The following is an 18,891-nucleotide window of genomic DNA, read 5'->3' on the forward strand; positions in this document are numbered from 1 at the left end:
CCGCCGCGCGGGCCGCCACGGTCGCGTAGCCCAGGGTCACGCCGGCGTCCGTCGCGTCGAGGTCGGTCACGCACGCCCGGTCCGCGTGGAGCTCGGCTCCGGTCCAGAGGATCTGCGCCGCGGTGGTCGCGCTCGCATGCTTCATTGGCGCTCACTCCCGTCTCATCTTGACACCCGCGAAGTGACTATACAAACATTTGTTTTGTGCAGGAGATCGTTGCGGGAGCGGAGCAGGCGTCCGACGGGTACGCGACGATCTTCCGGGAGGCGACGCGCCTGTTCGGCGAACGGGGCTACACCGGCACGTCGATGCGCGACATCGCCAAGGCCGTCGGAATGCTCCCGGGAAGCCTGTACGCGCACATCGTCAGCAAGGAGTCGTTGCTGTTCGCCATCATCGAGGGCGGCGTCGACCACTTCAACCACGTGCTCGAAGAGGTGCGCGCGCTCAGCGACGACCCCCGGGTGCTGCTAAGGGAGGCGATCAAGGCGCACGTCCGGGTCGTCGCGGAGAACCCCGAGCGAACGTTGATCGTGTTCCACCAGTGGCGCTTCCTGGGAGCCGAGAACCGGGCCCGACTGCTGGACAAGCGCGCCCGGTACGAGCGGTTCTTCACCGAGACGCTGCGGGCCGGGGTGCGTGCCGGGGTCTTCGACGCCGGTCTTGACGAGCGGATGGTCGTGTTCGGGCTGCTCGGCGCGCTCAACTGGACTCCGGAGTGGTTCTCGCCCGACGGCCCCGCGACGGCGGACGAGATCGGGGAGAGACTCGCGGACGCGCTGCTGAACGGGCCGTTGATCCGGGCTTACCCACGGGAGGATGGATGATCGACGACGGTGTCGTGGTGGACTCGGTGGTGCACCCGTACAATCTCGCACCCGCCAACCAGGACCCGCTCGGCCGCGAGCAGCTGGAGTCGGTGTACGCCGCGCACCTGCTCGCCACCGGCGAAGAGCACCGAGAGTTCCAGCTCAGCCGTGCGGAGTTCTTCTCGGACTTCCCGTACGAAGCCATCGCGGACGCGCTGTTCGTGGAGAGCCCGGTCGACCTGGCGGTCATCCACGCGCTGCCGAACCTCGGCTTCGCGAAGGGGCACGTGACCGACCCGGAGCGGGCCGCGGCCTACCGCGACCGCCACCCGGACCGGTTCCGCCTGTACGCCACCGTGGACACGCCGGTGACAGACGCGGCGATCGTCCAGTTGGAGCGGCAGGTTCGCGAGTTCGGCGTGGACGGGCTGAAGCTCTACCCCGCGTTCTTCTACGGCGGCAGGGGAGAGGGCTGGCGGATCGACGGGCCCGACTTCGCCACACCCCTGCTGGAGGCCGCGCGCGACCTCGGCATCCGCCACGTCGCCGTGCACAAGGCACTCTGGCTGCCGCCGGCGCCGCGCGGCGCGTTCGACGTCGACGACCTGGAGGTCGCGCCGGCGCGGTTCCCCGAGCTCACCTTCCAGATCGTGCATGCCGGCGCCGCGTTCCTGGACAGGACGGCGGCGCTGCTGGCCCGCCACCGCAACCTCTACGCGACGCTGGAATCGGTGTTCGCCTATGCGGTGGTCCGGCCGGACGCGTTCGCCAGGATCCTCGCCACGCTCATCGGCGCGGCCGGCGTCGACCGGCTGCTGTACGCGAGCGGCGCCAATCTCAGCCACCCCGCGCCCCTGCTCGCCGCGTTCGACGGCTACGAGTTCCCCGACCGCGTCCTGGCCGAGCACGGCATCCCGCAACTGACCGCCGCCGACCGCAGGAAGATCCTCGGCGGCAACGCGCTGCGGATGCTCGGGCTGGAGGAGGATGCGGTAGGTGAGCGGGTGGCGGACGACGAGTTCGCCACGCGGCGAGCGGCGGCCGGACCCCGGCCATGGAGCCGGCTCCGCGTTCCGGGCGGGCGGTGAGCGCCGTGGCGATGCCGTCGGAGGAGACGATCCGCGCCCAGTTGAGCAAGATCCCAGAACCTTGCGCGGTTCTGATGCGCGTGCCGCTGGACATCTCCCAGATGGGACTGGTGGACAAGGTCGAGTGCGCGGACGGCCGCGTCCGGGTCGAGCTCGTGCTGACGGATCCGTCGTGCGTGCACTTCACCGGCCTGCGCCGCTACATCGTCGACGTCCTGAGCGAGCTGCCCGGGGTCGAGGACGTCGAGGTCGCGATGTCGACGACCATCTTGTGGACCCCTGACCGCCGCAAAACAAACGACTGATTGTTTTTCAGCGTTCAGTGGTCCGTGCCGGCGTGGTGCCGAGAGCTGTCAGCTGCTTCGCGATTTTCGACAGAAGAGCATGTCATCGCGCCTGTGTCGGGCTCTGCCCGGGTCCTCCACGGGCCCAAATCGCTCGGCCGCTATTGACACGACCATGGCTGTAGACAAACATTTGTTTCGAGCGTGTGACGCCCGCCACACCCCCCCCGGCGGGGCCGACCGGGGCGTCGAGCACCGGCATCTCCATGTCGAGAACCCACGGAGGCCTCCTCGTGACCGCGACTCAACCACACTCCACCCGAGACCACTTCCACGACTTCGATCTCGACTCCCAGGAGTTCAACGAGGACTTCGTCGAGGTCATCGACGACCTGGTGCAGCACTGCCCTGTCGCGAGAAGCAACGTCGGGGACGGCTACTACGTCGTCAACAGGCAGGAGGACGTCCGCACGGTCGGCCAGAGCTGGGAGACGTTCAGCAGCGCCGAGGGCTTCCAGCCGAACCGCCCCGAGGGCATGGCGTTCATGTACCCCGAGGAGTCCGACCCGCCGTACCACAACCGGTGGCGCAGCGCCCTCAACGGCTACTTCAGCCCCCGCGCCGTGCGGTCCTACGAGGGCTCCGTCCGGGAGCACGCCAACGACCTGATCGATCAGTTCATCGAGCGCGGACAGTGCGACTTCGTCGCGGACTTCGCCGCCACCCTGCCCGGCCGCGTCTTCTTCTCCAGCTACATGGGAGTGCCGATCGAGGACCTGCCGCCCCTCATCAAGGCGATCGACGACGCGTTGTTCGGCCCGCTGGAGGGACGCGCGCAGGGCTGGGGCACGGCGCTGGGCTACATCAACGCCTACCTGGAGCGGCGCCTGAAGGAGGAGCCGCGGGGCGACTTCGTCGACGCGGTGCTGAAGGGGGTGGAGCTCGACAGCGGCGAGCCGTGCCCGTGGGAGCACAAGGTCAGTGTCGTGACCGACCTCCTGGCCGGCGGCCTGGGGACGACGACCTACCTGCTCGCCGGCATGGCCTACCACCTCGCGACGCACCCGGAGGACCGCATCCGGCTCGCCGCGGACCCCGCCCTGCACGACAAGGCGATCGAGGAGTTCGTCCGCGTCTACGCGCCTGTCGTGGCGCTCGGCCGGATCGTCCGCAAGGACGTCGAGGTCGGCGGGCACACCTTCAGGAAGGGCGACTGGGTGATGCTGAACTACGCCGCCGCCTGCCGGGATCCCCGCGTCTACGACAACCCGAAGGAGGTCGACATCGACCGTGACCTCCCGGTGAACGCCGCCTTCGGCTTCGGCCCCCACCGGTGCATCGGCTCCCACCTCGCCCGGCTCGAGGGCAAGGTCGTCATGCGGGAGCTCCTGCGCCGCATGCCGGACTTCTCGCTGGAGCCGGGCGCCGAGATCACCTACACCACCGGCCTCACCCGCGCGATGAACAACCTCCCCCTGGTGTTCCGGCCCGGCCGCCGCGACAGCGCGTCCTGATGAAGTACACCGTTGACGGGTCGCTCTGCTCCGGGCACGGCCGCTGCTACATGATCGCGCCGGAGGTCTACGAGTCCGACGACGACGGGTTCAACGCCCACCTCGACGAGCCCGCCGAGGTCCCCGCGGGCCGGGATGCGGCAGCCAGGGCCGGGGCCCATGGATGTCCTGAACGGGCCATCACCCTGCACGCGTGATCGTCCGACCGCATCCCACTCCACGCGGCGCACGCCGCCACCGACAGGAAGAGGCCGCCCGCCGAGGAGGCGGCCCGCTGACCCAGCAAGGAAGGACACCATCATGGGCAAGCTCGACGGCAGGGTGGCCATCGTCACCGGCGCCGCGCAGGGTATGGGAGAGGCGCACGCGCGGCGGTTCGTCGCCGAAGGCGCGAAGGTCGTGCTGACCGACATCAACGAGGAGCGCGGGCAGCTGATCGCCAAGGAACTGGGGGACGACGCGCTGTTCGTCCGGCACGACGTGACGTCCCTGGCCGAGTGGCAGCAGGTGCTCCGGCAGGCCGAAAGCGCGTTCGGCACGGTGACGATCCTCGTGAACAACGCCGGGATCCTCGGCCCCATCGCCGGGACCGCCGAACTGGACGAGGCCGAATACCTCACGGTGTGCGCGGTCAACCAGCACTCCCAGTTCTACGGCATGAAGACCGTCATACCGTCGATGCAAAGGGCCGGCGGTGGCTCGATCGTCAACATCTCGTCGATCGCCGGCCTGGTCTCCATCGTCGGCACACCGAACCTGGCGTACGTGGGCAGCAAGTTCGCCTCCCGCGGCATGACCAAGCACGTCGCCGTCGAGTACGGCCCCGACAACATCCGGGTCAACTCCGTACATCCCGGCTACATCAACACGCCCATGATGGTCGCCGCCACCGACGAGTCCGGCGGCGGCATCGCCGACCAGGTACCGCTGCGCCGCATGGCCGATCCGGACGAGGTCTCCAGCCTGGTGCTGTTCCTCGCCTCGGACGACTCGTCGTACATCACCGGTCAGGAGCACGTCATCGACGGAGCGCTGACCGCCCAGTAACAGCCCGCGCAACAGCCGATCGAGAGGAAGGAGAACATCGTGAGCACCGCCCATGTAGCCTCGGCCGCAACGGGACTGTCCGGCTCGACGGAGGCCGACCGTCGCAGTATGAGCCGCAACTCGCAGCTTCTCGTCGCGTGGTGTGGCCCGGCCATGGTGGTTCTGTTCCTGATCGGGAGCGTCTGGCTCGCCAGATACTTCCCGCCCGCGATCCACCCGAGCGACTCGGCTCAGCAGGTCGCGCAGTATTACCAGGAGCACGCCACCGCCATCCGCGTCGGGCTCGTCTTCTCGTGTCTGGCGTACGCGCTGATGGGCGTCTGGGGGGTCTGCATGGCCGTCCAGACGCGCCGTAAGGAAGGGCTCTTCCCGGCACTGACCTACGTCCAGCTGACGTGCATGGCCGCGGGCACCGCGCAGATCGTCGTGAACTGCGGCCTGTGGGCGACCGCCGCCTTCCGCGCGGGCGAAGTGTCACCGGAGATCACGCAGGCCTTCAACGACGCGGCGTACATCATCCTGCTCGGCACCTGGATGCCCTTCACCATCTGGGCCATCGCGCTCGGGCTCAACATCCTGCTGGACAAGAGCGACGCTCCGGTGTTCCCCCGTTGGACGGGCTACTTCAGCATCTGGGCCGGCGTGTGCTTCATTCCCGGTGGCACGGTCTGGTTCTTCAAAGAGGGGCCGTTCAGCTGGGTCGGCGTCGTGTGCCTGTGGGTGCCGTTCGTCGTCTTCGGCATCTGGGTGCTGTACTTCAGTTACCTGTCGATGCAGAACGTCAAGCGGGGCTTCGTCCACGAGCAAGAGCCGGCCGTCAGTTCATGACCATGAATGCCTGGCCGGCGGATCCGTTCGCCTCCACGCCCCCGAAGGCGCCCAAGCGGCGCCTTCGGGAGCCCGGCCACGTGCCGGGCGAGATCGGCATCTGGGTCTTCATCTTCGGCGACCTGCTGATCTTCGCCCTGTTCTTCGGTGTGTTCGTCTATGAGCGGTCGCGAAGTGCCGGCCTCTTCGAACAGGCCCGCGAGCACATGAACCTGACGTTCGGCGCAGGCAACACCCTCCTGCTGCTGACCGGCTCGTTGTTCGTCGCGCTGGGTCTGAACTCGCTGCGCCATGGAGCCTCTGGTCCCGGCTCGCGGATGATCCTCGTGACGTTGCTCTGCGGTTCCGGCTTCGTCGTCAACAAGTATCTGGAGTACTCGAACGAGATCGAAGCCGGTCATACGCCGTCGACGAACGGCTTCTACATGTACTACTTCGTGTTCACCGGCATCCACCTGCTGCATCTGCTGCTCGGAATGGTCGCCTTGGTGATCATGTACCTGATCGCTCGCAAGCCCGCTCTGGGAAGTCGGGACCTACGCAACCTCGAGGCCGGAGCGTGCTACTGGCACCTCATCGACCTGCTCTGGATCGTCCTGTTCGCCCTGCTCTACCTGATGAGGTGATGGGTCGCCCATGTCCTGCGAGGCTTCGAGCGGCAAGAATCGAGCGGTTGTCGCCTGGCTCGTCCTGATGGGTGCGACCGCGGTCTCCTGGTATCTCGGGGACGGTCACGGGGCCCGGCGCTTCGCCACCGTGGTCGTGCTCGCTGTCGCGTTCGCCAAGGTGTACCTCGTCGGACGGTACTTCATGGAGCTGGGGCAGGCGCCTCGGGCGCTACGCCTGCTGTTCGGCGGGTGGACGGTGATGGTATGTGCGGCCCTCATCACGATGTTCGTCGTCACCGATGGGTGACCGACATGATCGCGACACCGTCGCCATCCGGGCCGTCAAGCGAACTGGCTGGTCAGCCGCCTGAAGGCCGCTCGACCAGTGAGGTCGGGTCGATCCTGGGCAACCTTGATCCATGAGCGTGGAGGGTGGGCCGGTTCGATCGCCGAAATCTTCGCGAGCGCTGCATCGCGTGTCTTCGCGATGAGATCGTCTCGGGAGCGCTCCAGCCTGGTGAGCACATCAAAGAAGCCCACCTCAGCGAGAAACCGGGGATCAGCCGGGGCGCCTTGCGTGAGGCCCTGCGCTCGATCGAGAACGAGAGTCTGCTCGTCAACGACGGCAAAGGTCACGTGCGCGTCAGAACCCTGAGTGCGGCGGAGATCGCCGATGTCTTCGAGGTGCGCAACGCCCTTGAGATCCTGGCGGCATCCAAGCTTGCGCGAAGTTCTCAGCGCGAGGAGTTCGGCGAACAACTCGAGAGTAAGATCAGCCCTCTGCGGCGGCAGGACCGCGCCTACGGAGGCCGCCGCGCTGGAGCGCTTCTTGGAGTTCGCCGAGGTCTGGGGCGGTAAGTATCCGGCGATCGTGAAGTTGTGGGAGGACGCCTGGGCCGAGTTCGTGCCCTTCCTCAACTTCGACACCGAGATCTGCCGGGTGATCTGCTCGACCAACGCCATCGAGTCGGTCAACGCCCGGATCCGCCGGGCGGTCAAGGCCCGCGGCCACTTCCCCAAAGAGCAAGCCGCGCTCAAGTGCGTCTACATGGCCATCATGAGCCTCGACCCGACCGGCAAGGGCCGCAAACGCTGGATCACCCGCTGGAAAGCCGCCCTGAACGCCTTCGCCATCACCTTCGTACTGGCGCCATCACCTCGGCCAAGAACATCAGCGCATCCACGGCAGGCAAGACAACGAGCACACCACCTGATCAGCTCGGTCCCTCAGAAGGAGCCGCACCCCTCTAACTTCTCGGCATTGCCACTAGGGTGGCCTCGATGTGCGGAGATCATCAGTGTGCCCCGTAGTGTCAGGGCCGGGTCGGCTGCCGGTGAGCGGGAATCAAGACCGGCACCGCCGTCACTGAAACAGGGGCACTTCATTCCGTCGTCGATCGCGCGGCACCGGTCATCGGTTGCCGGCGATGCCGTTGGAGGCGGCGGGCGGAGCCGATCCGCTTCGCCAGGACGTCGAAGTGGGGTGGATCGAGGTGTCTTCCGAGGCCGAGAGGCGGATCGCCGCGGCGCTGGAAAGCGATGCTTCCGAGCTGGACCTTTCCGGCCTGGAGCTGGACAGCCTGCCTGAGGCGCTGCGCGACCTCACCGGTATTACCAGGCTCGACCTGAGAAACAATCTGTTCGCTGAATTACCCGAATGGCTGGGGGGCTTCGCGAACCTCACCGAGCTCAAACTGTCAGGGAGCAAGCTCGTCAGCCTGCCTGATGCGTTAGGCGGCCTCACCAACCTCACCACGCTGGAGCTCTATACCGGCGGCGACCGCCTCACCGCATTGCCGAACTGGCTGTGTAACCTCGCCAATCTGAGGGTGCTCAAGCTGGAGGACAACAGGATCACCCATTTACCGGAGTGGCTGGGTGATCTGTCCAACCTCACGGTCCTCGACCTGGCCTTCAACAACGTCGCCGTCCTGCCGGACTCGATCGGCGACCTCACCGGCCTCGCCGAGCTCAACCTCTGGTACAACCGGCTTACCGCTCTGCCGGAAACGTTCGGCAGGCTCACCGGCCTGACCACGCTCAACCTGGGCCACAATCGGTTCACCATGCTCCCGGAGGCGTTCGGCGACCTCGCCAACCTGACCGGTCTCAGCCTGGCCATGAACCAGCTGACCACATTGCCGGACACACTGGGCGAGCTCACCGGCCTCGTCGAGCTGAACGTCTGCTACAACCGGCTCGCCGCTCTGCCGGAAACGTTCGGCAGGCTCACCAGCCTCACCAGGCTGTACCTGGGCGGCGGAAATCGGATCGCCGCGCTGCCGGAGACGCTGAGCAACCTCACCGAGCTCGACCTGCAAGACAGCAAGCTCACCGTATTGCCGGACGGCATAGCCGGGCTCACCAACCTGACCAAACTCAACCTGTACGGCAACCGCATCGCCGAACTGCCGGAGACGCTGAGCAACCTCTCCGAGCTGAATTTGGGAGTCAATGACCTCGCTGTCCTGCCAAGCGGGCTGGCCGGGCTCACCAATCTCACCCAGCTCAAGCTGTACAGCAATCGGCTCGGCGTTCTGCCCGACTGGCTGGGTAATCTCACCGGCCTTACCGAGCTGGACCTGAGCAACAATCAGCTGGACCTGTTGCCCGACACATTCGGTGGCCTCGTCGGTCTCGCCGAGCTTGATTTGTCGCAGAACAAGCTCACCGCGTTGCCTGACACATTTGGCGACCTCGCCGATCTCACCGAGCTCGATCTGTCGCAGAACAAGCTCACCGCGTTGCCCGACACCTTCGGCAATCTCGGCAATCTCGGCAAGCTGGAGCTGAGCGGTAACCGGTTGGACCTGTTGCCGGATACCTTCGGTGGTCTCGTCGGTCTCGCCGAGCTTGATTTGTCGCACAACAAGCTCACGACATTGCCCGAATCCTTCGGCGACCTTGTCAGCCTCGCCAAGCTCAATCTGTACGGCAACCACCTGAGCACCTTGCCGGACACGTTCGGCGGCGTCATCGGTCTCAGGGAGCTTGACTTGTCGCACAACAAGCTCACGACATTGCCCGAGAGCTTCGGCCATCTCGTCAACCTCATTAAGGTCAATCTATACGGCAATCACCATCTGAAAACGTTGCCGGACACGTTCGGCGGCCTCGTCAATCTCACCTGGCTCGAGGCGCCGCACAACGAGCTCACGACGTTGCCTGACACCTTCGGCAGCCTGGCCAACCTCAGGTACCTCAATCTGGACGCCAACGAGGTGCGCGCGTTGCCTGACACCATGGGCGACCTGACCAACCTCAGGTACCTCAGCCTGGGCGGCAACCAGTTGAGCGCGTTGCCTGACACCATGGGCAACCTGTCCAACCTCGGCTACCTCAGCCTGGGCGGCAATCTATTCGCCATGGTGCCGGACACCTTGGGCAACCTCACCAACCTCACTTACCTCGACTTGAGCGAGAACGATCTCACCCAGGTGCCCGAGTGGGTAAGAGATCTCACCGCCCTTGAGGAACTCAACCTGGGCGACAACCAAATCACTGTCCTGCCCGAGTGGCTGGAGAACCTCACGGTCACAGAGCTTCAAGTGACGGGCAACCCGCTCATCTCACCGCCGGACTGGCTGATCGACGACGAGGATTGGGACGACGAGGACTGGGACGACGATGACGCGGAAACGCGCTGATCCTCACTTACAGCAGTCGCGCACATCCCGGGGGCGTCGGCCGCGCCGTGGCAGGGTGGGCGGAACGCTAACGGCAATGCCGGGAAGTTGGAGCCGTCGGTGGTTGCGCAGTGTATGCGCTTGAAACCGGGACATGAGAACGGAGATCCAGTAGAACGGGTGATCTTCCAGAACCATCCGTCAACAGACTGGATCTCCGTTGAGCCGACAGTCTGCCAGGTCCGCCCTGGCCTGCGCCATCAGCACGGTCACATCGACCATCCGGAGCGCTGCGGGAGTGTTCGCGCCGGGTCATCTGGGTGAGCTGACCCAGATCATTCCATTCAAGATGGTCGATGAGGTGCTGGCCGAGACGGGGGCGGTGGAGCGGCGGCTCCGGGGCCTGCCGTCGCGGGTGGTGGTGTATCTGCTGCTGGCGGCGGGATCGTTCGCCGGGCTGGGCTATCGGCAGGTGTGGGCGCGGCTGCTGTCAGGGCTGGCGGCACCGGGTTTGCCGCCGTCCTCCTCAGCGCTGGCCCAGGCACGGCGCCGGATCGGGGTGGCGCCGTTGAAGGCGCTGTTTGACTTGGGTGTAGCTCTTCCTGAGTGCCCGGGTACAAATTGATCCGTGCGCTTGCTGCGTAGGGCCCATATCGGCCGGAATGGTGACGTAGAGCGAATATTCTGCGACATAAAGCGACCTTCCGGTAGCAACGGTAGTTGTCCAAGCCCCGTCACCGATCGGAAGGTCTGCCGCCGTTGTACGCCACCGCTGCCATCGCTGTCTCCCGTACCGAAGAAACTGCCTGCTCATGTGCCGCTTGCCGGTACGGCCGCGGAGCCGATCACCCGATCCGGTCGCCCCGCTGCACCACTGATATGACCGATGCGGAATGGCAAGTCATCAGGCCGTTGATGCCCTGGCCGGCATGGTTGCACGGCAACGGCGGACGACCCGAGAAGTACTGCCGTCGCCTGATCATGGACGCCATCCAGTACGTGGTCGACAACGGGATCAAGTGGCGTAATCTGCCCGCTGACTTCCTGGCGCCCTGGCGCAGCGTCCACTCGATCTTCACACGCTGGTCGCAGGACGGCGATCTCTACGCTCTCCACAACGACCTGCGCGAACAGGTCCGGAAAGCCGACGGGCGCGAGCCGGAGCCCAGCGCCGCGATCATCGACTCGCAGTCGCTGCGGGCCGCCGAGACCGTTGCCCCCGGCTCGCGCGGATACGACGCGGCCAAGAAGGTGCAGGGCGCCAAGCGGCACCTCATCGTGGACACCCTGGGCCTGCTGCTGGTCGTCATCGTCACCGCCGCCAGCGTCCAGGACCGCGACGGCGCCAAGCCCGCACTGGCGCGTCTGCGCGACTGGTACGAGCGAGTCACGCTGATCTGGGCGACAGCGCCTACGCCGGCAAGCTCGTGGCTTGGGCCCAAAAGCACCTCCGGCTCACCCTGGAGGTCGTCAAGCGCAGCGACGACGTCAGCGGCTTCGTGGTCCTTCCGCGCAGGTGGGGGCGGGGAGATCGCGTCTCCGCTGGTGGCCGTTCATATTCAAGCTTTTCCGCGCCATGCCGTCTGGAGCGCGCCGCACGCTTTCAGGAATCGGTCTGCGGGGCGCAGCAACCAGGGGTGGCTGAGGACGGTGTTCCGGGCTTCTCGCACAGGGGTCCGGATCAGCCAGTGCACGCCGGCCGCCGGTGTCGCGCGGGCCAGTCGGCCTTCGGCGACTTCCAGTTCACCGTTCTTGAGTTTGTCTTTGTATTCCTTGTCGCCTCGTCCCATGTCGATGAGCAGGATTCCGTGGTCGGCAGCCGCTCTCGTCATGGCGAGGTGTTGGATGAGGCCCGGTGAGTAGCGTGCATAGGTGGTGTCGTAGGCCGGGAACCAGCCTGCCAAGACGGTGTCGCTGCGTAGGCCGAAGTGCGCGGCGACGGGTTTGTCTCCGGCGTAGAGGATGTCGAGTACGCCGGCGAAGGCGGGGGTGTCGGTCTGCAGCAGGTCGTGGACCAGGCGGGTGATCCAGGGGCGGGCGAAGCGGTCGGTGCGGCCGGTGCGGCGGTATTGGTCGCTCTTCCAGGTCAGGAGCGTGCGCAGGGCGGCCGGGTCCGTCACCGCGTAGTCGTGCCGGATCTCGCCGGTGTCGCGGCCGAGTTTGCGTTCCTTGTAGGCGGTGCTTTTGTAGGTCTTGCCGGAGTTCTTCTTGATGGTTTCGAGGTAGGTGTCGAGGCCGCCTCGTAGGTCGATGATCGGGGATGGGTGGCGGCTGGCGTGGTGGCCGGGGAACTGGCCGGCCACGAGGTGGTCGAACTCCCAGACGTTCAGTCCGCAGGCTTTGAGCAGGGACGGTACGTCGATGTCGGTTTCGGGGGCCAGGATGGCGCCTTGGGCGTCGGTGAGTCCGGCCCCGATCGGTTTGCCGGTGCCGAGGCCGTGTCGTTCGAAGGGGAAGAACCCGGTGATCCGGTCGCCGTCTTCGATGATGGCGACGCGGGCCTGTTCGCGGTGTCGTCCGACGGCGAGGGTGAATTCCGGGCACAGGAACGGGTTGGCGAGTTCGGGGCTGCCCTTTTGCAGGATGCGCCATGCGGCGATCTCGCTCGCGCCCAGGTCGGCGGGCGTGACGACGGTGATCTTCATGAAGCCTCCGGCTGCGGCTTGCGGGGCGTGCGTGCCCTCGATCGAGTGGAGCGGCGGCGGTGGGCGCCGACGGTCGTAGAGGCAAACGGCGTAGGGACGGCTCCGGTCCAAGACGACGTTTTCACCGAGAGTCGCTCGTGCCGGGTCGGTGGCGACATGGTGGTGAAGGCGCCGGGCTTCGGGCCGGGAGGTGGGCCGGCGCGAGCACGCCATCGGTCCTGGGGAGTCCCCGTCGTCTGCGTGGCACCTGGCGGCCGGCCACGTAGTGGAGCATTACGCTGCAGCCGACGTCGAGGATGCGTCGATAGTCGTCCAGGGTCGCGGCGTGGCGTGCGCGCCTGTAGCGGTTACCGGTCTCGTGGCCATGTCTCTCCTTGGATTGCGCCTAGGTGTGGTTGCGCGTCACAAGCTTCTTGACGAAGGGAATCCAGACCCCGCCTTCGTTGTCGTGTATCTGCTCTTGCTCCTGCCAGCCAAGGTCGACATAGAACTGCCGAGCGTTGGCGTTGGACGGGCTGGTCTGCAGTTGGAGGTGGCCGACGCCGTGAACCCGAGCGATGTTGACGAAGCCGTTGACCAGCCTGGACCCGACGCCGTGCCGTCGCATCGCCTGGTCCACGGCGATGTGACTGAGGGTGCCGACACGCTCGTTCGGCGCCTCGCCGGCGGGCTCGTGTCCGGCATGGCGCAGGCTCCGTGTATAACGCTGGGCCCTGGTGCGGATGAACTTGCCGGCAAGCTCTGGCCGCACCAGCAGCGATGCCGCGCCGGCTCGGGCCAGTCGCCAACGCTCCAGACGGGCCACGTGGCGGCGATGGACGTCGGCATCGGTACAGCCCACCAGGAAGCCTGCCGGCTGGTGGTCGACTTCGGCGACCAAGGCGACCGCGGCGGGACTGGTCAGGAAGGTCCGGTAGTAGCGACGCAGGAACTTCTCGCCGAGCTCCACGAAGAAGCCCTGGGACAGGTGGTCCTGGTGGAGCCGGACGGCGAACGGGACGTCGCGCAACTCCATCACGCGCAGCGATGCCATCCGTGCCTGCGGCGGGGGAAACAAGGACATGAACACAAGCTACTACATTTGTAATAATTTGATGCCCCCAAAGAGCTCGTGCCTTCATCGGCCACCCCGCAGACGGCTCCATGCGCTCAAGAGGGCAGGGTCGGCGTCTCTGACTCCCATGGCGCGTATCGCCAGGTAGGCAACAGGAAGGCTGAACAGGCAGGCACACGCGATCGCGGCAAAGGAGATCACTGCCCCTCGATCTGAGGAGCTCCATGCGGCCAGCATTCCAGCTGCGATCATGGGCGTACTGGCCAGATACAGGCGGGCGAGAAGCCCCGTGATGGCACTGCCTTCGATGCCACGCAGGCGCCGCCCCAGCACGACGCCGGCGATCAAGCAGCCCGAAGCGTACGAAAGCATCAAGCCCGCACTCACGCCGACGACGACGCGGTCGGCGGGAAGCAGCAGATATGCGACCGAGGCCAGCACGGCGTGCACGCAGAGATTGGCGGCGGCCAGGGGGTGCCGGGGTACGCGTGTCGGCCAAGGCGTAGAAGGCGCGGAGCATGAGTTGGAAGAGGGTGAAAAGCGGCAGGCCCAGCGCCAGCACCACAAGGACGTGGCCGATGGTCGCGGCGTCGGCCGTCGATGTGGAGCCTCGGGCGAAAGCCAACTGCGCGAGCGGCGCCGCCAGCATCGCGAGCACCAATGACGCCGGGATCATGGCGAGGGTCGCCAGGCGGGCGCCCGTGCGGAATTCCGCACGCAGGTCGTCCAGTCGGCCGTCCGACGCGTGCGTGCTCATCTTCGGCAGCAGCGCCGTGATCAGGGACACTCCGATCACGGCGTAGGGGAGTTGGAAGATCTGGTACGCGTAGCTGTAACTGCTCAGCCCGGCTCCGGCGCCGCCGGCGGTTGTCGCGCTGACCGCGCCCGCCCTGTTGGTCAGGTTGGCGGTGAGGATGAAGCCGAGTTGGGTGCAGCAGACGTACGCCAGCATCCATCCACCAGCCCTGATGGCTTCACCTAATCCCGAACCGCCCAGGCCCAGCCGCGGCCGCCAGCGAAATCCGGCCCTGGTCAGGGACGTCACGAGGATCACGACCTGCGCGAGCATGCCTGCCACGGTGCCGGCGCCCAGGAGCGCGATCTCCTCGCCGGTGAGGTGCTGCGGCTCGGCGCCGGGTCCTGCGACGAGCAAGAACGCCATTCCCACGGCGGTGACGACCAGGTTGTTCAGGACGGGAGCCCAAACGGGCGCGCCGAAGCGGCTGCGGGCATTCAGCAGTGCGTTGCACAGCCCGCTCACGCCCACCAGGAACACCTGGGCCAGCAGGAAGCGGGCGAGCAGTACGGAGACCTCGGTCTGCGCGGGGGTGAAGCCTCCGGCGTACAGGCCGACCAGCCATCGGGCACCCTCGATCGCGGTCAGCGTGAGGATCAGCAGGGCGACGATCACGACGGTGATGAGCCCTTGTTCGGCGGCGTACCCGCCGTCCGCGTCCTGCTTGCGCCGCCTGATCAGCAGTGGAACCAACACGCCCGTCATCAACCCGCCGAGTAACAGGTCGTACAGGGAGAACGGAATGGTGTTGGCGGTGTTGTAGGCGTCACCCAGGAGTTGCGTGCCCAGAGCTGCGGCAAGGACGAGCGTCCTGGCCAGGCCTGTGATCCGCGATGCCAGTGTGCCAAGGGCCATGATCGCACCGGATCGCAGCAAGCTTGGGCCGGCAGGATCGCCATCGCCCGTCGCGGCCGCTGTGTCCTTCGTGCGAGCAGCGGCAGCGTCCTGCTGCACCGGAGCGGCGATACGAGATCGTTGCTCCACGCCTCAGCAAACTATCACATGTGTAGTAGATGAGCCGCCATGGGCGATTCGACTATTACAAGTGTAGTAGATTGTCGCCTGTGTCTCCTTACTCGCCGCCTGGCTCTGAGCACGGCAGCACCGAGGTTGCGCCCGGCGCTCGCCGTGGCGCCGTGTCGGCGAGGCGTGCCTGCTTCTGCGTGGCGCTCGTGATCGCGATCCCCGGTTGCGGCATATCGGGCGTGAACACTACACGTGTCCCTGAGTCCGTCATCACCCCCACGGCTTCGGTCACAGTCCCACCCCCATCCCTTCCTGCGGTGACTGCGTTCACTGTCAGGTCCGACGAGCCTGCGCGCGAGGTGAAGCGCGCGGCGGTCGGCTATCTGGAAGCCCTGTTCAACTACCCGGCGGGTGCCGGGTCCGTGGCGGCCGGCCGCGAACGTCTGGCCGAGAAGGGGCTCTCCGTCGAGGGTGCCTCGACGGCCGCGCCTCTGCTGGACGGCAAGGCCGCCGGCGCCGTACAGGTGGTCTATCCCCAGCTCGGCGGTCTGACCGCGAACCGCGCTTCGATCATGGCCGTCGTACGGCTCTCGACGGTCCGCGGCCAGAAGCTCACCACGCGAACCCGCGTCCTGGACCTCCGGCTCGCCAAGCGCGGTAACACCTGGACGGTCACCGGGCTCGCCTCCACGGGAGGCGGACCGCCGAGCAGGCCCCGGCCGAGCAAGCTCGCCACGCAGGTGCTCGCCTCCAGGAAGATCATCCTCTCCGACACCTCGGCCTGGGACGTCCAACGCGGCCGCGTCGACGACCGCGTCCTGCGCATGCTGCTCCGCCTTTCCCGGGAGCACACCCTGTCGGTCTGCGTACTGTCCACAGGGCATCCGGCAAAAGTGTTCGGCAGCGCCTCGGTGAGCAACCACACCAAGGGACGGGCCGTCGACATCTGGGCGATCGACGGCAAACGGGTGGCGGCATATGCCCGCCAGTCCGCCGGCCAGGGCAATCCCGCGCGGCGCGTGATGGAGACGGCCATGAGGTACGGCTCGAACGAAGTCGGGGGTCCCTGGGCCTTCACGGGACGTTACGGCGCGACCTTCACCAACACCGTGCACCAGGACCATCTGCACGTGGGATTCAAGCGGTAGCGTCCCGCACCGATCTCCTGACCAGGCGAACCAAGAGAGGATCGAGGTCTACCCGATGTCGCGACGAAAGCTGGGACAGCTTGAGGCCGAGGTGCTGGCCGTGCTCGCCGGCGCCGACGCCTTCCTTTCTCCGCAGGAGATATGTGATCGCCTGGGTGATCCCGCGTACACCACCGTTAACACGATCTTGTTCCGGTTGCTCGACAAGCACATGGTGGAGCGGACCAAGCAGGGCCGCGCCTACGTCTACCGGCTGACCGCCGACGAGTCCGGGCTCGTCGCGGAGCGCATGTTCGGCCATCTCCGCCTGGCGCACAACCCGTCTGCGGTGCTCAGCCAGTTCGTCCACGGTCTGAGTCCGCAGGAGGAGGCGGCCCTGCGCGCGCTGCTCGAAGGATCCGGGAGCGACAGGTGAATCTGGAGATCTATCTTCCCGTCGCGCTGCTCACCATGGCGAGCACGCTGATGGCCTGGCGGCAGCCGCGCATGCACCCGGCCTGGCACGCCCGGTTGCTGATCCTTCTCATCGGAGCGACGGCCCTGACGGTGCTGGGCATGCTCGCCTTCGTCGTCATGATCGCGATAGGCACATTGACGGCGGCCAAAGCCACCGTGATGGGCCGCGTCCTCATCGGCCACGGGCAGGTTCCCGCGCCTGTCGCCGGTGTGGTGATCGTGCTCCTGCTGATCATCGGCGCCGCCGTCATCCATGCCGTCGCACGCTGGCATCGGGACCTGCGGTATGCCAAGGCGCTGGGCACGGGCGTGGTGGCCGACGAGCGCCCCTTCGCCATGGCGGTACCGGGACGGCGTGGAGGAGTGATCCTCTCCAAGGGGCTGCTGAGCATGCTGTCCCGGCGGGAGCTGGAAGTGGTGCTTCGTCACGAGGCCGCGCACATCCAGTACGGTCATCACCTTTATCTGATGGCCGGCACCATCGCCACGAGGATCTTCCCTGCGCTGATCTACCCCTATCGGGCACTGTGCTTCGCCATCGAGCGCTGGGCCGATGAACAGGCCGCCGCCGCAGTCGGAGACCGCGAGCTGACGGCGCGCACGATCGCACGAGTCGCCTTGGCGCAGCAGGCAAGGGATGCCGGCGCGTTTCCTTCCCTGACCGGCTCGCACATCGCCCGCCGCGTCGAGGCCCTGCTCGGACAGAGCCCACCGGATAACCGCATCACAGGCCCGGTGCTGCTCAGCGGCGCCTGGATGGCCACGGGAAGCGCCATCTCACCCACTCTTTCCCACCATGCCAGCTTGCTGCTTGTGCTGCTGTGACCACGGTGACGGGAATGTTCAAGCGCCTGGAAGCGGAATTCGCCGCTCGTCTCGGACGAGACTGTCTCGCCGTGCCGTCGAACAGGCTTGGCCTGTTCATGGTCCTGAAGCACCTGATGGCCCCAGGCGAGCGCCTGCTGATGTCACCGATCACGGCTGACGAGATCCTCTTCCTGGTGCTCGCCGCCGGGCTTCGACCGATCATGGCGCCGGTGTGCCGGCAGAGCGGCAACATCGACGCCACTCGGATCGACGAACTGAACGTCGACGGGGTGCTGACCACCAACCTGTACGGCCTGCCCGACGACGTCCATGCTCTTGGCAGGCTCTGCGCCGAGCGGCAGATCCCCTTGATCGAGGATGCCGCTCACGCCCTGCAGACCACCGTCGGCGGTGTTCCCGTCGGCACCTTTGGCGCGGCAGGAGTGTTCAGCCTGTCCAAGCATGCGGGCGCGGCACCCGGTGGCGTGATCGCCCTGTCGTCGCCGCATCACCGGCCGGCTCTGCTGGAAATGCGAGAGCGCTGGAGCACTCCCCGATACCGCACAGTGGAACTCGCTGCCCTGCTGAAGACGATTGCCCGCAACGCGCTGGCCGGAACCCTGCTGTCCCTGCCCGCGTGGCACCTGTCCCACGCCCTTGGGCTGCTTGAAAGTCGCCAAGGTCACCGCATCGCGCTACGCCGTACCGCGCTCGCCCCGAGATTGGGCGGTCTGGCCTCATCGCCGTCGGGCGTCGGGGCGCTGGATCCCTGGATCCGCGCCGACAACCACCACTACCGCGCGAGGCCCGGCAGCCTGACCGAGAACTATGCGCTCCGCAGGATGCAGGTGATGGACCGCCAGAGGGAACGTCGCCTGGCAGGAGTGGCGAGCCTTGCCGCTCTCCCCATGGCGGCCCCTGCCGTACGTGATCACATGGACCAGCCGCTGTTCCGGGTGCCTCTGCTGGTCGAGAATCGCGAGCGCGCCATCGAAGCGTTGCGAGGGCGAGGCGTGATCACCGGATACGTCTACGATCCACCCTTCGACGACTACGCCCCCGGCCTGATCGAGCCCTCGCCGCTGCCGCAGGCGGCGAACTGGTGGGCCCGACACGTGCTGCCCGTGGATCCGCTGCAGGCCGAACAGGCCTTGCCGGTGCTCACCACGCTCTCGTCACCTGACGACCGTGCCCACCGTTGAGTGATGTCGGGA

At 66.6% G+C, this 18,891-nt stretch carries 19 protein-coding genes and 3 pseudogenes; 17 read left to right on the plus strand and 5 right to left on the minus strand.

The window, feature by feature from the left end; all coding sequences use genetic code 11:
* Positions 1-204: 204 nt before the first annotated feature.
* From ACWDX9_RS27495 to ACWDX9_RS27535, 9 genes are all read left to right on the plus strand, one after another.
* Positions 205-828: a TetR/AcrR family transcriptional regulator gene (locus tag ACWDX9_RS27495; protein WP_449958850.1), complete on the plus strand. Its 624-nt coding sequence runs from the start codon at positions 205-207 to the stop codon at positions 826-828.
* Positions 825-1,898: an amidohydrolase family protein gene (locus ACWDX9_RS27500; RefSeq protein WP_449958852.1), complete on the plus strand. Its 1,074-nt coding sequence runs from the start codon at positions 825-827 to the stop codon at positions 1,896-1,898. Before ACWDX9_RS27495 ends, ACWDX9_RS27500 begins: the two co-directional genes overlap by 4 nt.
* Before the next feature lie 11 nt (positions 1,899-1,909).
* Positions 1,910-2,203 (plus strand): iron-sulfur cluster assembly protein, encoded by a 294-nt coding sequence (locus ACWDX9_RS27505; protein ID WP_449958947.1) that lies wholly within the window; start codon positions 1,910-1,912, stop codon positions 2,201-2,203.
* A 272-nt stretch (positions 2,204-2,475) separates the two neighbouring features.
* Positions 2,476-3,696 carry a cytochrome P450 gene (locus ACWDX9_RS27510; RefSeq protein WP_449958855.1) on the plus strand — a complete coding sequence of 407 codons (1,221 nt, stop codon included), beginning with the start codon at positions 2,476-2,478 and terminating at the stop codon, positions 3,694-3,696.
* Positions 3,696-3,893 carry a ferredoxin gene (locus tag ACWDX9_RS27515; protein ID WP_449958858.1) on the plus strand — a complete coding sequence of 66 codons (198 nt, stop codon included), beginning with the start codon at positions 3,696-3,698 and terminating at the stop codon, positions 3,891-3,893. The genes ACWDX9_RS27510 and ACWDX9_RS27515 overlap by 1 nt, the downstream gene beginning before the upstream one ends.
* Before the next feature lie 103 nt (positions 3,894-3,996).
* On the plus strand, positions 3,997-4,743 hold the full coding sequence (locus ACWDX9_RS27520; protein ID WP_449958861.1) for an SDR family NAD(P)-dependent oxidoreductase: 747 nt from the start codon (positions 3,997-3,999) through the stop codon (positions 4,741-4,743).
* 39 nt (positions 4,744-4,782) lie between these two features.
* The gene (locus ACWDX9_RS27525) at positions 4,783-5,571 is read left to right on the plus strand and encodes a hypothetical protein (protein WP_449958864.1); all 789 of its coding nucleotides are present in this window, start codon (positions 4,783-4,785) and stop codon (positions 5,569-5,571) included.
* An 80-nt stretch (positions 5,572-5,651) separates the two neighbouring features.
* Positions 5,652-6,197 carry a cytochrome c oxidase subunit 3 gene (locus ACWDX9_RS27530; protein WP_449958867.1) on the plus strand — a complete coding sequence of 182 codons (546 nt, stop codon included), beginning with the start codon at positions 5,652-5,654 and terminating at the stop codon, positions 6,195-6,197.
* A gap of 10 nt (positions 6,198-6,207) precedes the next feature.
* Positions 6,208-6,486, plus strand: a complete 279-nt coding sequence (locus tag ACWDX9_RS27535; RefSeq protein WP_364266448.1) for a cytochrome C oxidase subunit IV family protein — start codon at positions 6,208-6,210, stop codon at positions 6,484-6,486.
* Between the two features lie 35 nt (positions 6,487-6,521).
* On the opposite strand, the gene ACWDX9_RS27540 is transcribed toward ACWDX9_RS27535, so the two are convergent.
* Complete coding sequence (locus ACWDX9_RS27540; RefSeq protein WP_449958870.1) at positions 6,522-6,815, minus strand: hypothetical protein; 294 nt, start codon at positions 6,813-6,815, stop codon at positions 6,522-6,524.
* A 37-nt stretch (positions 6,816-6,852) separates the two neighbouring features.
* Here ACWDX9_RS27540 and ACWDX9_RS27545 point away from each other — a divergent pair.
* The 4 genes and pseudogenes from ACWDX9_RS27545 to ACWDX9_RS27560 form a co-directional block, all read left to right on the plus strand.
* Positions 6,853-7,320 (plus strand): annotated as a pseudogene (locus ACWDX9_RS27545) (transposase); the annotation flags it as partial.
* A 286-nt stretch (positions 7,321-7,606) separates the two neighbouring features.
* The gene (locus ACWDX9_RS27550; protein WP_449958872.1) at positions 7,607-9,826 is read left to right on the plus strand and encodes a leucine-rich repeat domain-containing protein; all 2,220 of its coding nucleotides are present in this window, start codon (positions 7,607-7,609) and stop codon (positions 9,824-9,826) included.
* 277 nt (positions 9,827-10,103) lie between these two features.
* A complete protein-coding gene (locus ACWDX9_RS27555) occupies positions 10,104-10,430 on the plus strand; it encodes a transposase domain-containing protein (protein ID WP_449958874.1) in 327 nt (108 codons plus the stop codon).
* Positions 10,431-10,684: 254 nt separating this feature from the next.
* Positions 10,685-11,194, plus strand: a pseudogene (locus tag ACWDX9_RS27560) (IS5 family transposase); the annotation flags it as partial.
* A gap of 170 nt (positions 11,195-11,364) precedes the next feature.
* Here the strand turns inward: ACWDX9_RS27560 and ACWDX9_RS27565 are convergent.
* From ACWDX9_RS27565 to murJ, 4 genes and pseudogenes are all read right to left on the minus strand, one after another.
* Complete coding sequence (locus ACWDX9_RS27565) at positions 11,365-12,450, minus strand: GNAT family N-acetyltransferase (RefSeq protein WP_449958876.1); 1,086 nt, start codon at positions 12,448-12,450, stop codon at positions 11,365-11,367.
* Between the two features lie 385 nt (positions 12,451-12,835).
* Positions 12,836-13,513 (minus strand): GNAT family N-acetyltransferase, encoded by a 678-nt coding sequence (locus tag ACWDX9_RS27570; protein ID WP_449958879.1) that lies wholly within the window; start codon positions 13,511-13,513, stop codon positions 12,836-12,838.
* Positions 13,514-13,567: 54 nt separating this feature from the next.
* Positions 13,568-13,954 (minus strand): hypothetical protein, encoded by a 387-nt coding sequence (locus ACWDX9_RS27575; protein WP_449958882.1) that lies wholly within the window; start codon positions 13,952-13,954, stop codon positions 13,568-13,570.
* Positions 13,955-14,039: 85 nt separating this feature from the next.
* Positions 14,040-15,155: pseudogene (gene murJ / locus ACWDX9_RS27580) on the minus strand (murein biosynthesis integral membrane protein MurJ); the annotation flags it as partial.
* A gap of 428 nt (positions 15,156-15,583) precedes the next feature.
* On the opposite strand from murJ, the gene ACWDX9_RS27585 reads away from it, so the two are divergent.
* The 4 genes from ACWDX9_RS27585 to ACWDX9_RS27600 are packed head-to-tail and all read left to right on the plus strand — an operon-like array spanning position 15,584 to position 18,879.
* Positions 15,584-16,414: a hypothetical protein gene (locus ACWDX9_RS27585; RefSeq protein WP_449958885.1), complete on the plus strand. Its 831-nt coding sequence runs from the start codon at positions 15,584-15,586 to the stop codon at positions 16,412-16,414.
* A 55-nt stretch (positions 16,415-16,469) separates the two neighbouring features.
* Entirely contained in the window at positions 16,470-16,829 is a 360-nt protein-coding gene (locus tag ACWDX9_RS27590) for a BlaI/MecI/CopY family transcriptional regulator (protein ID WP_449958887.1), read from the plus strand.
* Positions 16,826-17,695 carry a M56 family metallopeptidase gene (locus ACWDX9_RS27595; protein WP_449958890.1) on the plus strand — a complete coding sequence of 290 codons (870 nt, stop codon included), beginning with the start codon at positions 16,826-16,828 and terminating at the stop codon, positions 17,693-17,695. Before ACWDX9_RS27590 ends, ACWDX9_RS27595 begins: the two co-directional genes overlap by 4 nt.
* A 14-nt stretch (positions 17,696-17,709) precedes the next feature.
* Positions 17,710-18,879 (plus strand): DegT/DnrJ/EryC1/StrS family aminotransferase, encoded by a 1,170-nt coding sequence (locus ACWDX9_RS27600; protein WP_449958892.1) that lies wholly within the window; start codon positions 17,710-17,712, stop codon positions 18,877-18,879.
* Positions 18,880-18,891: the final 12 nt, after the last annotated feature.

The sequence above is a fragment of the Nonomuraea sp. NPDC003201 genome, from assembly GCF_053590415.1.

Excerpts from the sequence above, each read along its gene's own strand:
- ACWDX9_RS27500 (WP_449958852.1), top strand. The coding sequence starts at position 825 with ATGATCGACGACGGTGTCGTGGTGGACTCGGTGGTGCACCCGTACAAT.
- ACWDX9_RS27505 (WP_449958947.1), top strand. The coding sequence starts at position 1,910 with ATGCCGTCGGAGGAGACGATCCGCGCCCAGTTGAGCAAGATCCCAGAA.
- ACWDX9_RS27515 (WP_449958858.1), top strand. The coding sequence starts at position 3,696 with ATGAAGTACACCGTTGACGGGTCGCTCTGCTCCGGGCACGGCCGCTGC.
- ACWDX9_RS27520 (WP_449958861.1), top strand. The coding sequence starts at position 3,997 with ATGGGCAAGCTCGACGGCAGGGTGGCCATCGTCACCGGCGCCGCGCAG.
- ACWDX9_RS27535 (WP_364266448.1), top strand. The coding sequence starts at position 6,208 with ATGTCCTGCGAGGCTTCGAGCGGCAAGAATCGAGCGGTTGTCGCCTGG.
- ACWDX9_RS27550 (WP_449958872.1), top strand. The coding sequence starts at position 7,607 with ATGCCGTTGGAGGCGGCGGGCGGAGCCGATCCGCTTCGCCAGGACGTC.
- ACWDX9_RS27565 (WP_449958876.1), bottom strand. The coding sequence starts at position 12,450 with ATGAAGATCACCGTCGTCACGCCCGCCGACCTGGGCGCGAGCGAGATC.
- ACWDX9_RS27570 (WP_449958879.1), bottom strand. The coding sequence starts at position 13,513 with ATGTCCTTGTTTCCCCCGCCGCAGGCACGGATGGCATCGCTGCGCGTG.
- ACWDX9_RS27590 (WP_449958887.1), top strand. The coding sequence starts at position 16,470 with ATGTCGCGACGAAAGCTGGGACAGCTTGAGGCCGAGGTGCTGGCCGTG.
- ACWDX9_RS27600 (WP_449958892.1), top strand. The coding sequence starts at position 17,710 with ATGTTCAAGCGCCTGGAAGCGGAATTCGCCGCTCGTCTCGGACGAGAC.